Here is an 11,225-nt window from a genome sequence, read left to right as displayed (position 1 = left end):
TCCATGATCCCTGGATCACGGAAAATACTCTAAGTCTCTGTGCGGTCGCATTTTCTTCACGCGAACCGGTGTCCACCTCGCTGGAAAATGCTCTAGCGTTTTCTGATTAAGCCCCATAATTGTCACAGGAACGGAAGGGTCGCATCAGGGCGATGTGGCAGCTTGCGCGACCCATTTCGGTATGGCTTGAGCCAACATGATAAACGCTTGGCTACGCCCCATCGTGATTATCGGCGCTGTCACCATTCTCCTTCTACTGAATGCCCGGGAGTTCAAAGCCAAACGTCGGGCTTTGAAAGAGCAGTTTTCAGCAGCGGAATCTGATAACGCGACCCTTCTAGTCGCCCGCCAACAGACGCTTCAGGCGCTGACGATCGAACAGTTGCTTCATATGATCCACACAATGTTGGCGGCGATCCTCGCCGCTCTGCTCTGGAGCTAGTTTCGCGCCATGAAGATTGTTGTTTTTGGCAGCACCGGTGGCACCGGCATCGCAACATTGCGGGCGCTCGTCGCAGTGGGGCATGAGGTAACGGGCTTCGCACGTGATCCGACAAAGCTCCCACCCTCCCCATCAATCAGGTCCGTCCAAGGCGATGTGATGAACGCATCGGACGTCGCCAGCGCGATGCCAGGCCATGATTTGGTGATCGTGAGCCTGGGCAACAGCCAAAATCCGTTCGCATTGATGTTAGGCGCGCGCCGAACCACGCCGGCGAATGTATGTGAGATCGGCACCCGCAACATCGTGACCGCAATGCAGGCCACCCGAACTGCGCGGTTGCTAGTGGTCACCGCCTTCGGCATTGGCGATACGAAGGCTCGCTTGCCGTTTGCCTTCAAGATGTTCTACCGGACGGTGCTACGTGAGCACATGGCCGACAAGGAGAAGCAGGAGGACATCGTAAAAGCATCCGGGCTTGACTGGACCCTGGTTCAACCCGTCGGGCTCACTGACGGACCGGCCATCAACAGCTGGCTGGCCGACACCCAAGGTATGATCCGCCGACAGCAAATAAGCCGCGCGGATGTGGCTGCATTTCTGGTTTCGCTGGTCTCAAGCGACGAATATTCCCGAGTCACCGTCGCACTGTCGGGCTGACCAAGTCACGGTTTATATGACCAAGGTGTCTTGCTATAAAATCGGTCGGCACGGGGCGCGCTCTGCATCCTAAAGCAGACAGGCTGCTTTCCACCCGACCTGGTCGTAGGTCTCTTTTGAATCGAGTGGCCCGCAAGCGGACGTTCGTAGCTTCCGCAAAGGGTCGTTACCGGACCCGACGGACAGCCGGGAAGCGAACCGTCCCGGGGCACCCTTCGAGGGAGGTCATCCACAGCCGCGCGTCGGGCCGCAGCGCCAGGGTGAAGGTCCCCTTGCCGACGGGGCCGTCGTAGATCCCCATCACCCAGTCCTTCTCCGCCGCGGCGGTCCCCGACCGGGTGTAGCGATAGGGCGGGTGCCCGAAGCCCTCGTCGTCGCAGACGAGTTGCTATCGCGTCACGGTCGCGGTCCGTTCGAACGTGAGCACGCCGGTCCTCCCCCTGTCGTCCGACGTTCCGGGGAGGTCGACCTGGAAGCGTTCGGGTCCGGCGGCATGGGCGGCGGTGGCGAGCAAGGCCAGCGGGATCGGTAACAGGCCGTGCATCACGGCCTCAATCGTCCATCGCGAGGTTGCCGTCGGTGCCCTTGAAGAACCGCGCCGTGATCTTGGGTCGTTCGATGCCGTTGACCGTCACGGAGAACTCGCAGACGTGACCTTCCTTGGCCTGCGCCGGGATGCAGCTCGTCTTCCTCAGACCCGCGATGTCCGGAAGGCTGTCGTGCTGACCGGCGCGCCTGCCGCCCAACTGCATGTTGGCGACCGCCACCTGCGCCGCCGGCATCCTCGCGAACACGTTGGAGAAGGCCTGTTGCATCGCCGCCGCCGAAGGCTCGTCGCTGCAGGCTCCCAGGAAGCCGCCCAGACCATTTATTCCCCGGGGCGAGACAAATGTTTTCTATAGTAGGGCACGAATACCGGCACTAAAAATATTCTTCCGGAGAGATGGGAGACGCCGATTTAACCTGGAAGCCGCAGCGTAGCCCGCAGCCCCCCCCTCCCCGAACGGTCGAGCCGCAGGCCGCCCCCGTAGAGTTCCGCAAGTTCGGTCGTGATGGATAGGCCGAAGCCGTTGCCAGGAACGCTCTCGTCGAGGCGTCGTCCGCGTCGGGCGACCTCGGCGATCTCTAAATCGTCGAGACCGTGGCCGTCATCCTCCACCGTGACGACGACGCCATCGCCCGTCGTCGCTCCGGAGACGCGGACTGACCCGCGGCACCACTGGCAGGCGTTGTCGATCAGGTTGCCGAGCATCTCGTCGATGTCCTGGGGGTCGCAGGCGACCGCGAGCCCCGCGGGAACGGCCACCTCGAGGCTGACCCCCTTCTCCGCGTAGAGGCGCGAGAAGGTCAGCCGCATCCCGTCGATATGATCGTCGAGGTCGATCCTGGTCCGTACCGCTCCCCCGAGCGCGGCAACCCGCGCCCGCCGGAGGTGATGGCGCACGCGCCGGTCCATGTCCGCCACCAGCCGTCCGAGGCTCCCGTCCCGGTCGACCTCGGCGAGCGCCATCGTCAGGGTCGCCAGGGGGGTCTTGAGGCCGTGGGCGAGGTTGGCGACGTGCCCGCGGGCGTGGTCCAGGTTCGCCGCGTTCTGGTCGAGCAGTGCGTTCATCTCCTCGACCAGTGGACGCACCTCCGCCGGCTGCCGTGCCGGCAGCCGGACGCGTCGACCCGCACGGACCTCTGAGAGCTCGACCCGGAGCCGGTCGAGGGGACGCAGGCCGAGGCGAACCTGCACGAAGGTGCCACCGACGAGGAACAGCCCGATGATCCCGAGACAGGCCGCTAGGGTGCCGAATGCCTCGATGACCGGCCCGCGCAGCGCAGCCGCCGGGGCGGATGCGACGATCAGCGTCGAGGGCTCGGTCCCGGAGTCGCGGATCGTCCTGATCCTCAGGACGAGCGTCTCGCCCCACGGACCGACGCCGTCGGCGGGCCTCGGCCCGTCGCGGTCTCGGTCGCGCGGTGCGACCGCCCGGTCGGGGAGCGGCAGATCCCGGCCCTCAAGCGATCCGGACCGAAGGACGGCGTCGCCTCGGCGGACCTGCCAGTACCAACCGGAGCGGGGGCGCTCGAACCGGGGACCGTCCTCGTCACGGTCGAGGGTCGTCCGCCCCTCGGGAACGCGTTTGAGGTCGGATGCCAGGGACGCGATCCGATCGTCCAGGCGCGCATCCACCTGCCCGCGGACGAACCGGTGCAGGATGAGTCCGATGGCCAGGCCCGCCGCGACGAGCGCCACGGCGACGAAGGCGAGCGCGGCGAGCAGGAGCCGCCGCTGGAGGGAACCGAGGTGGAAGACCCTCCGCCAGTCCCGTGACCGACGTCCGGGCGGCGGACGATGCTTCGGGGGGCTCATGCCTCGACCGACGGGACGAGCCGATAGCCGTGGCCGCGGACGCTCTCGATGTGTGCCGGCGCGATCTTCTTCCGAAGCCGTGTGACGATGACCTCGACGGAGTTCGAATCGACGTCGGCGTCGCCGTCGTAGACCCGCTCGATCATTTGTGTCCGGGGCACCACCGCGTCCTTGCGCAGGATCAGGCAGGAGAGCACCCGCCATTCGAGCCCGGTGAGCCTCAACGGCAGTCCGTCCCGCTCGAACGTCCCAAGGCCCGGGTCGAAGGTCAGCGGACCGCACGAGATCCGGTTGGCCCCGCTGGCCTGCGAGCGGCGCACCAGCGCCCGAAGGCGGATGACCAGTTCCTCCACCCGGAACGGCTTCACGAGATAGTCGTCGGCCCCGGCCTTGAAGCCGGCGACCTTGTCACTCCAGCCGTCGCGCGCCGTCAGGATCAGCACCGGCATCGTCCGGCCCGCCGACCGCCACGCCTGGAGCACGGAGACGCCGTCGCGCTTGGGCAGCCCTAGGTCGAGCACCACCGCGTCGTAGCCCTCGGTCTCGCCGAGATGCTGCGCGTCCTCGCCGTTCACGGCGTGGTCGAGGGCGAAGTTCTCGGCGCGGAGCACCTTGAGGATCTCGGCGGCGAGCGCCGCGTCGTCCTCCACCAGCAGGATCTTCATGGTCGCGTTCGTTGCGTTGCGGACCGCGCGGCCTATCGGCGGCGCTTTAACCGAACCTGAACGAGCCGGTTCAGGGCCGGTTTCACGGCGTGTCCTAGAAGACGGCCAACCCCGACAGGGTCAACCGAACGAGGACGAGCTACGACATGACAAACGAGACCATCATCGACGCCGCGACGCAGGCGACCGCGTCCCCACAGCCCGGTGCCCGCGAGACCGCGGTGACGCCTGCATGGCGACGCATCCCGAGGCGGACCTGGGTCGTCGGCGCCTTGGCCGCGCCCCTGGCGCTGGGTGCCGTCGGCCTCTCCCTGGCCCGCGGAAGCGACGTGCCCCTGACCCTTGTCGCGCCGACGGCCATTGCCGCCATCGCCGATTCCGGCTCGGTGGCGGCCAAGGGCGAGGTCGCCGAGATCTTCGGCAACAAGTTCGTCGTCCAGGACGGGACCGGACGCGCGTTGGTGGAGACCGGACGTGACGGCGAGGGCGGCAGGCTGGTGTCGAAGAGCGAGACCGTCACGGTGCAGGGCCGCTTCGAGAACGGCTTCCTCCACGCCCGGCTCCTCACCCACGCCGATGGCAACAAGGTCGTCCTCGGTCCGGCCGGCGGGCCGCCCCGCGGCACCCTCGACTGGGCCAAGGACAAGGCCGGCCTCGAACCGAAGCCGGATGTCGGGGCGCTGACGGCGAGCGTGCAGGCCGCCGGCTATACCGATGTCCGGATCACCGGCCGCGGTCCGCGTCATTGGGACGTCGCCGCCCGCGGGCAGGACGGCCGGGAACACCTGCTGCATGTCGGCTTCGACGGCCAGGTCCGTGACCGCCGCGTCTTCTGAGCGGTCACGCCCGGTTCCCAGGTTCGGCCACCCGGCGCAATGATGCGTCCATCCCACGAGAGAGCGATCATGACGAAGACCACCGCCCTGCTGGGCGCCGCCGCGCTGCTGTTCGCCACCGCCGCCGTGGCGCAGCCGGTTCCGCCCCCGCCCGGAGGACCCCGTGGGGGACCCGAGGCCGGGTCGCCACCGCCCCCTCCGCCGGGCGGCCCCCGGCGCGGCCCGGACGGTCCGCCGCCCCCGCCTCCGCCGAAGGGCGCCCATTTCCGGTTCGAGCGCGGCGACGCCAAGGTCGACGTGAAGTGCGCCGACGACGAGCCGATGAAGGGCTGCGCCGACATCACGATGCAGTTGCTCGACAAGCTGTCGGCGATGAAGCCGGCCGACCCGCGATAGCCCTCGACGAAGTCGGACCGCGAAGCGTTCGCGGTCCGGAACGTGAAGACGACACCTCAGGAACATTCGAAATGAACGATATGCAGGAAGCCTCCGGCACCATTTGGGCCGTGTTCGGGCACCGCTTCGCAATCGAGGGCAAGGAGGGCCGCTTCCTGGCCGACCTCGGTCCGAAGGGCGCGGAAGGGATCGCGCTCGAGGTCGGCGACGCGGTCTCGCTCACGGGCGAGCGCAAGCCGTCGGAGATCAAGGTCAAATTCCTCACCCTGAAGGACGGCAGCGTCCGCACCATCGCCTGGCCGACGAAGCCGCACGATGGCAAGGACGCGCACGAGCCAGCCGATCCGGCCGCGGCCCTCGCGGCGGTGAGGGGCCAGGGCTACGCGGTCGAAGGCGAGCCCAGGCGGAAGCCGAAGCACTTCGAGATCGTGGGATCGAGGGACGGCGCCCGTCACGAGATCCACGTCGAGCTCGACGGGACGATCCGCAGGACGAAGCCCCTCGCAGCGTAGGTCGATCACCCGGATAGGGGCCACCTCCGATACTTGCTTGTGTTCGGCATCTGCCGTCGATGATGGTCTGACGCCGAACACATGCAGGAATTCCCTTTACGCGTTCCGTATTCTGGCTTGACCTCTTGAGACTTGTCGTCGATAGGCCGGCGCCTTTTTCGGTGACGGCTACAAGACCAGGGTCTTCGAGGGAGGAGGGATAGCGCGTGTCCCGTCACTACTACGACCTGCATTGTTTGGGCCGCTCGGAGCTGGGGCGTGCCGCCATGGCGGGTCAGTCACTCGGTCTCGACTGCGTCTGGCACGCGCGCATGTTTTTTGATCGTCCGGACTACGATCTCGTCTCTGCTCGACAAGGTTCGTCGCGATCGCTCCATCCGCTAAAATGATCGATCTCCTGCGGCGTAACTACGACAAAACAGTTGCGATGATCTTCGGGACACTGTCGATATTCGAGGCCATTCACGAATTGCTTCTAGTGATCGAGTCGGTGATCAATCAAAGGCCAACGGTCTGATCTCTGGGCGAGAGTCAGCGGTCTCGGCCTCGCTCGCGGGTCTGCAAGCGTTCCTCCCGTCGATGATTGACGCGCGATGCGGGCTCGACGGCATCTCTCACTGCCGTCCGCTCGGGGACTCGGATTTCAGCTCGGCGAAAGCACTGCCCCTGTTCCAGATGTTCCGGCACCCGAACACCGGGTTCGCGCACGTCGCAGCCATCGATCGCACGAGCAAGTCCGGCTTCGTTCGACGGCCTGCGAAAGCCGGTCGGCCGATCGCGGCCGAAGGACCGCGCGGCGGGCCCTGCGCGCCTTGATCGCGCCCGTGACATGACGGGCCGCGGTTCACGAGCCGGATCGCTTTCAGAACCGCGGACGGCCGGGATGCGGCGATCCTGCAACCGAGCGACAGGGTTAATTCGAGCGCAGTCCGACGACGTGGATGCCGGTTCGCCGCGAACATGCGCGTCAAGATAAGAAACCGGAGCCGTGATCCGACCCGACGGAGTTGGGCACGGCTAAAGTGATACGACGCAGCGCGTGGAAGGACTAAGGTACACCTCGTGATAGCTGAGATTTAAGTTCATATGTTACATATTATTTTATAACTTACGGAATTTAAGCGTTCACAATTTAATCACGCTTGGCATTTAGGCTGGATGTCGATGCGCCTTTCGCAGCGGACCCGTCCCTCATGACCCAGCTCTACACCTGTGTCGCGAACCAGCATGACCTGCGGCTCGTTGCGGTTGCCGCCGTCATCTGCGCGCTGGGTTCCTACACGACGTTCGCCATGGGCCGTCAGGTCTTCCGCGACATCGCCTGGCGGGAGCGGCTGGTCTGGGCCGTCACGGGCGTGATCGCCACGAGCACGGCCATCTGGGCCACCCACTTCATCGCCATGCTGGCGTTCGAGCCGAGCATGGCGTTCGGCTTCGCGATCGTCCAGACCTTCGCCTCCTTTCTCGTCGCGATCCTGATGGTCGGCCTTGGCACCGGCATCGTCGTCGCTCGGTCCGGCTTGGCAGGGCGCTTGGCCGGCGGGGGGATCGTCGGCCTGGCGATCTCGGCCATGCACTACACCGGGATGGGCGCCTACCACGTCCAGGGCACCCTGCAGTGGGAGCCCGCGACGGTCGCCGCCTCGGTCCTCGTCGGTGCCGGGCTGGGCAGCGCGTCGATGATCGCCGGGTTCGGCGCGCGGCGCGCGGTCCGGCGGTTCGCCCCTCTGCTCCTGCTCGCTGCGGTCTGCGGCACGCATTTCATCGGCATGAGCGCGGTCACCGTCGCTTTCGACCCGCAGGTGGAGATCCCCGGTGGAAGCCTCGACAGCACGATCCTGTCGATCCTGACCGCGAACGCCGCGCTCCTGATCGTCGGCCTCGCGCTGGCGGCGCTGCGCCTGTGGCACATCAACCGGCGGCGTCACGAGGCCGAGAACCAGCGCCTGCGCGACCTCGCCGACATTGCCGTCGAGGGGCTGATGATCTGCGACGGCGATACGATCACGGGCATCAACCATAGCCTGGAACGTGTCCTCGGGCAGTCGCGCGACACGCTGATCGGCGTGCCTCTGCAGCAGATCCTACCCGGCTTGTCCGCGGCCGAAATCTCGACGGTGAAGGAAGTCGACGCGCTGCTCCGGCACGGCGGCGATGCCGGCATCCCGGTGCGCGTCATCGCGCAGACGATCGTGATCAAGGCCAGGCCGCACACCGTCATCGCCGTGCGCGACCAGCGCGAGCGCCTGCGCGCCGAGGCCGAGATGCATCGTCTCGCCCATCACGACGCGCTGACCGGGCTCGCCAACCGCCACCAGTTCAACGCGGCGCTGGCCAACCGCTTCGCCTCGCGTCGCAGCGAGGACGCGACGTTCGCGCTGCTGATCCTCGACCTCGACCGCTTCAAGCTCGTCAACGACACCCTCGGCCACGGCATGGGCGACGCCTTGCTCCGGCGCGTGTCCCAACGCCTGTTGCGGGCCGCGTGCGAGGAGGATCTGGTCGCGCGCCTCGGCGGCGACGAGTTCGCGATCCTCAAGGCGGGCGGCACCGACGTGTCGGCGATGCACGCCGTGGCCGAGCGTGTGATCGACATCCTGGCGCGCCCGTTCCTGATCGACGGCCACGTCCTGAACATCGGCGCGAGCGTCGGGATCGCGCTCGCGCCGGAGGACGGCGAGGGTGCGGAGATGCTGATGGGCAACGCCGACCTCGCGCTCTACGGCGCCAAGGAGGAGGGGCGGGGCCGCTACCGGATGTTCGAGAGCAGCATGAACGCGCGCATCCAGGCGCGGCGCTCGCTCGAACTCGATCTGCGGCGCGCGGTCGTCCGTCAGGAGTTCACGCTCCATTATCAGCCGCAGGTCGATGCCCGGACCCGCACCTACGACGGCGCCGAGGCCCTGATCCGCTGGCATCATCCCGAGCGGGGACTGGTGTCCCCGGCCGATTTCATCCCGCTGGCGGAAGAAACCGGACTGATCGGCCCGCTCGGCGAATGGGTGCTGCGGACCGCCTGCACCGAGGCCCTGGCCTGGCCGGCGCACCTGACGGTGGCCGTCAACCTGTCGCCCGTGCAGTTCCGGGACACGCGGCTGGCCACGACGATCCGCCACATCCTGGTGGAGACGCGCTTTCCGCCCCCCCGGCTCGAACTCGAGATCACGGAAGGCTCGCTCCTGCAGGACGAGCAGCGCACGCTGACCACCCTGCGCGAGTTGCGCGCGCTGGGCATCCGCATCTCGATGGACGACTTCGGCACCGGCTACTCCAGCTTGAGCTACCTGCACCGCTTCCCCTTCGACAAGATCAAGATCGACCAGTCCTTCGTGCGGCGCACGCCGGACGACCGAGACAGCGCCGCGATCGTGCGGGCGATCGCGATGCTGGGCGCGAGCCTCGGCATGAAGACGACGGCCGAGGGGGTCGAGACGGATGCCCAATCGCGGTTCATCACCGGGGAGGGCTGCGACCAGCTCCAGGGCTACCTGATCAGCCGGCCGGTTCCGGCCGAGCGGATCCAGGCGCTGTTCTCCACGGCCACCCCCGTCGCCCTGAGCGCGTGAGCCTTCGACCCATGGCCATCCATCGCCTCCTCTACCGCAGCGACATGCATCTCGCCGGCACGGCGGCGGGAATTCGACAGCAGGTCGCCGAGATCGTGCGCATCTCCGAAGCGCGCAACGCCGCCGACGGCCTGACGGGCGCCCTGCTGCACACGCGTGGCGTGTTCATCCAGGTCCTGGAAGGGCCGCTGCCCGCCGTGGAGGCGACCTTCGAGCGCATCTGCTGCGACCTGCGCCACCGCCGCGTCGAACTGATCGAGTTGGTCGAGGCCGAGGAGCGCGTGTTCGGAGAATGGTTGATGGGGCAGATCTCTGCCGATCAGACGATAGAGCGGCTGGTCTCCTGTCTGCCGACAGGCGAGGACCAGATTCCGGAAGCGGTGTCCGCTCAGGCGACGATCCAGCTCATGCGCACGCTCCTGGTCAGCGCGCCGACGCAAGCCGCGTCATCGAGACAGATGCTCGATACGTCGTGAAGGTCATGATCCACGCCCGTGATGGCGGGGTTCAGGGTCCGACGGTTTCGAGGATGGTGTCGAGGGGGCTCTCGCCCGTGAAGCGCGCGGTGTCGACGACGGTGCCGATGTCGGCCTCGCCCGCAGCGCCCCACGGAGCGCGGCAGCCGCCGGTCATCGTCGGCCGCACGACGGAGGGGCGCGGCAGCCGCTCGGAGCAGCTGTTGGTCGGTTCGATGCGGCCTGGATGGTCGCGGAGGATCGGGAACTGATCGCGGGCCCGGCCGATCCTGGCCTCACCCCCGCCGGTGAGGCCGTGGGCATGGTCGCGTTCGTCGCATGCAAGCCGGCTTCAACGGTGGCCTCGCTCTCGCCGGTCGGGCCGGTCCACTCGCGCCAGCGCGCGCGGATCAGCTCGACTTGCTCGGGCGAGGCGAAGCCCGGCCGGCGGCCGAACGCGGGGCCGGCCGGGATGGCGGGAGCGACCGGCGCGCGGTCGAAGACCTCCGCCTGCAGGAAGGCCATGCACAGGTCGAAGCCGCGCCGATCGAGGTCGGCGGCCGAGACGACGCCGCCGAAATTCTGAAGCATGCCGTGATACCGCTTCTCCGCCATCGCGATCCGCTTGCGTGCCATCTGGAGAAGCCGGATCTGCACGGGCGAGATTTCCGCCGCGCCGCGTTGAAGGCGGCCACGTCCAGCCCGCGCCGCTCCCACCTGGCCAGCAAATCGATGACGCCGCGCCCCGTGAAGTCGCGCAGATCGGCGAGGCCGGCATGGCCGCGCAAGGGCACCGCGCAGATCGCGGCGATCGCCGCATCATCGCCTGCGAAGCCTTCGGCGCAGGTCAGCTCGGCGAGCTTCACGGCCGCGATCGGCGTGATCAAGGACAGGCTCTCGTTGGCCTTCTGAAGCTCGCGCACGTACTGACGCAACGCGTCCGCGATCCGGTGCTTGGTCGCGTCATCGAAGGGGACGGCGCGGTCCCACGCGCGGGTGACGATGACGACCGCCTCGCCATGGCCCTCGCGCTTCTTCCGCCTCAGGCGAAGCCGCCGTGCGGCGCGGGCTGCTCGAAGGCGTCGATCCAGCACTGTAGGGTGCGCTCGCCGACGCGCTCGCGCCGGTCCTTCGGCGTGACGAGAAGGGTCATGAATGGAATGAACGCCACCCATGGCGTATCATGGACGTTCCGAGCGGAATTTTCAGTGAGCCACGACCGCGCGAAAACCCAGCCCAGTCGTCGATTTGGAATGGTCGGAGCGAGAGGATTCGAACCTCCGACCCCTAGTCCCCCAGACTAGTGCGCTAACCGGGCTGCGCTACGCTCCGAC

Annotated in this window: 15 protein-coding genes and 1 tRNA gene; 8 read left to right on the top strand and 8 right to left on the bottom strand. The window is 67.2% G+C overall.

Features of this window, described 5'->3' with window-relative positions; genetic code table 11:
- Nucleotides 1-196 precede the first annotated feature (196 nt).
- Together ACFE86_RS17870 and ACFE86_RS17865 are read left to right on the top strand one after the other, a co-directional pair.
- Complete coding sequence (locus ACFE86_RS17870; protein ID WP_375456667.1) at nucleotides 197-442, top strand: hypothetical protein; 246 nt, start codon at nucleotides 197-199, stop codon at nucleotides 440-442.
- A gap of 9 nt (nucleotides 443-451) precedes the next feature.
- Nucleotides 452-1,102, top strand: a complete 651-nt coding sequence (locus ACFE86_RS17865; protein WP_375456666.1) for an NAD(P)-dependent oxidoreductase — start codon at nucleotides 452-454, stop codon at nucleotides 1,100-1,102.
- 388 nt (nucleotides 1,103-1,490) lie between these two features.
- Here ACFE86_RS17865 and ACFE86_RS17860 read toward each other — a convergent pair whose 3' ends face one another.
- From ACFE86_RS17860 to ACFE86_RS17845, 4 genes are all read right to left on the bottom strand, one after another.
- Nucleotides 1,491-1,646 (bottom strand): hypothetical protein, encoded by a 156-nt coding sequence (locus ACFE86_RS17860; protein ID WP_375456665.1) that lies wholly within the window; start codon nucleotides 1,644-1,646, stop codon nucleotides 1,491-1,493.
- Between the two features lie 7 nt (nucleotides 1,647-1,653).
- Nucleotides 1,654-1,917 (bottom strand): hypothetical protein, encoded by a 264-nt coding sequence (locus ACFE86_RS17855; protein WP_375456664.1) that lies wholly within the window; start codon nucleotides 1,915-1,917, stop codon nucleotides 1,654-1,656.
- Between the two features lie 143 nt (nucleotides 1,918-2,060).
- On the bottom strand, nucleotides 2,061-3,461 hold the full coding sequence (locus ACFE86_RS17850) for a sensor histidine kinase (protein WP_375456663.1): 1,401 nt from the start codon (nucleotides 3,459-3,461) through the stop codon (nucleotides 2,061-2,063).
- Nucleotides 3,458-4,126: a response regulator transcription factor gene (locus ACFE86_RS17845; RefSeq protein ID WP_375456662.1), complete on the bottom strand. Its 669-nt coding sequence runs from the start codon at nucleotides 4,124-4,126 to the stop codon at nucleotides 3,458-3,460. Before ACFE86_RS17845 ends, ACFE86_RS17850 begins: the two co-directional genes overlap by 4 nt.
- A gap of 146 nt (nucleotides 4,127-4,272) precedes the next feature.
- On the opposite strand from ACFE86_RS17845, the gene ACFE86_RS17840 reads away from it, so the two are divergent.
- The 5 genes from ACFE86_RS17840 to ACFE86_RS17820 all read left to right on the top strand — a co-directional run bounded on the left by ACFE86_RS17840 (nucleotide 4,273) and on the right by ACFE86_RS17820 (nucleotide 9,912).
- A complete protein-coding gene (locus ACFE86_RS17840) occupies nucleotides 4,273-4,962 on the top strand; it encodes a DNA-binding protein (protein ID WP_375456661.1) in 690 nt (229 codons plus the stop codon).
- Between the two features lie 69 nt (nucleotides 4,963-5,031).
- Complete coding sequence (locus ACFE86_RS17835) at nucleotides 5,032-5,358, top strand: hypothetical protein (protein WP_375456660.1); 327 nt, start codon at nucleotides 5,032-5,034, stop codon at nucleotides 5,356-5,358.
- Between the two features lie 71 nt (nucleotides 5,359-5,429).
- Nucleotides 5,430-5,870, top strand: coding sequence for a hypothetical protein (locus ACFE86_RS17830; RefSeq protein ID WP_375456659.1), 441 nt, complete (start codon nucleotides 5,430-5,432; stop codon nucleotides 5,868-5,870).
- Nucleotides 5,871-7,063: 1,193 nt separating this feature from the next.
- On the top strand, nucleotides 7,064-9,436 hold the full coding sequence (locus tag ACFE86_RS17825; RefSeq protein WP_375456658.1) for an EAL domain-containing protein: 2,373 nt from the start codon (nucleotides 7,064-7,066) through the stop codon (nucleotides 9,434-9,436).
- Nucleotides 9,437-9,447: 11 nt separating this feature from the next.
- Nucleotides 9,448-9,912 carry a BLUF domain-containing protein gene (locus tag ACFE86_RS17820; RefSeq protein ID WP_375456657.1) on the top strand — a complete coding sequence of 155 codons (465 nt, stop codon included), beginning with the start codon at nucleotides 9,448-9,450 and terminating at the stop codon, nucleotides 9,910-9,912.
- A gap of 31 nt (nucleotides 9,913-9,943) precedes the next feature.
- Here the strand turns inward: ACFE86_RS17820 and ACFE86_RS17815 are convergent, their stop codons facing one another.
- Complete coding sequence (locus tag ACFE86_RS17815; protein ID WP_375456656.1) at nucleotides 9,944-10,069, bottom strand: hypothetical protein; 126 nt, start codon at nucleotides 10,067-10,069, stop codon at nucleotides 9,944-9,946.
- A complete protein-coding gene (locus tag ACFE86_RS17810; protein WP_375456668.1) occupies nucleotides 10,066-10,482 on the bottom strand; it encodes a hypothetical protein in 417 nt (138 codons plus the stop codon). Before ACFE86_RS17810 ends, ACFE86_RS17815 begins: the two co-directional genes overlap by 4 nt.
- A 90-nt stretch (nucleotides 10,483-10,572) precedes the next feature.
- Between ACFE86_RS17810 and ACFE86_RS17805 the strand changes: the two genes are divergently transcribed.
- Nucleotides 10,573-10,803 carry a hypothetical protein gene (locus ACFE86_RS17805; protein ID WP_375456655.1) on the top strand — a complete coding sequence of 77 codons (231 nt, stop codon included), beginning with the start codon at nucleotides 10,573-10,575 and terminating at the stop codon, nucleotides 10,801-10,803.
- Between the two features lie 130 nt (nucleotides 10,804-10,933).
- Here the strand turns inward: ACFE86_RS17805 and ACFE86_RS17800 are convergent, their stop codons facing one another.
- Both ACFE86_RS17800 and ACFE86_RS17795 read right to left on the bottom strand, forming a co-directional pair.
- On the bottom strand, nucleotides 10,934-11,062 hold the full coding sequence (locus tag ACFE86_RS17800; protein ID WP_375456654.1) for a hypothetical protein: 129 nt from the start codon (nucleotides 11,060-11,062) through the stop codon (nucleotides 10,934-10,936).
- Between the two features lie 83 nt (nucleotides 11,063-11,145).
- A tRNA-Pro gene (locus tag ACFE86_RS17795) sits at nucleotides 11,146-11,223 on the bottom strand.
- Nucleotides 11,224-11,225: the final 2 nt, after the last annotated feature.

The sequence above is a fragment of the uncultured Methylobacterium sp. genome, assembly GCF_964244095.1.
GTDB lineage: Bacteria > Pseudomonadota > Alphaproteobacteria > Rhizobiales > Beijerinckiaceae > Methylobacterium.
This window is presented reverse-complemented; position numbering and strand designations above follow the sequence as displayed.

Coding starts and splice junctions, on each gene's coding strand:
- ACFE86_RS17825 (WP_375456658.1), top strand. CDS start 7,064: ATGACCCAGCTCTACACCTGTGTCGCGAACCAGCATGACCTGCGGCTC.
- ACFE86_RS17845 (WP_375456662.1), bottom strand. CDS start 4,126: ATGAAGATCCTGCTGGTGGAGGACGACGCGGCGCTCGCCGCCGAGATC.
- ACFE86_RS17855 (WP_375456664.1), bottom strand. CDS start 1,917: ATGCAACAGGCCTTCTCCAACGTGTTCGCGAGGATGCCGGCGGCGCAG.
- ACFE86_RS17870 (WP_375456667.1), top strand. CDS start 197: ATGATAAACGCTTGGCTACGCCCCATCGTGATTATCGGCGCTGTCACC.
- ACFE86_RS17840 (WP_375456661.1), top strand. CDS start 4,273: ATGACAAACGAGACCATCATCGACGCCGCGACGCAGGCGACCGCGTCC.
- ACFE86_RS17835 (WP_375456660.1), top strand. CDS start 5,032: ATGACGAAGACCACCGCCCTGCTGGGCGCCGCCGCGCTGCTGTTCGCC.
- ACFE86_RS17820 (WP_375456657.1), top strand. CDS start 9,448: ATGGCCATCCATCGCCTCCTCTACCGCAGCGACATGCATCTCGCCGGC.
- ACFE86_RS17815 (WP_375456656.1), bottom strand. CDS start 10,069: ATGACCGGCGGCTGCCGCGCTCCGTGGGGCGCTGCGGGCGAGGCCGAC.
- ACFE86_RS17860 (WP_375456665.1), bottom strand. CDS start 1,646: ATGCACGGCCTGTTACCGATCCCGCTGGCCTTGCTCGCCACCGCCGCC.
- ACFE86_RS17810 (WP_375456668.1), bottom strand. CDS start 10,482: ATGCTTCAGAATTTCGGCGGCGTCGTCTCGGCCGCCGACCTCGATCGG.
- ACFE86_RS17865 (WP_375456666.1), top strand. CDS start 452: ATGAAGATTGTTGTTTTTGGCAGCACCGGTGGCACCGGCATCGCAACA.
- ACFE86_RS17850 (WP_375456663.1), bottom strand. CDS start 3,461: ATGAGCCCCCCGAAGCATCGTCCGCCGCCCGGACGTCGGTCACGGGAC.
- ACFE86_RS17830 (WP_375456659.1), top strand. CDS start 5,430: ATGAACGATATGCAGGAAGCCTCCGGCACCATTTGGGCCGTGTTCGGG.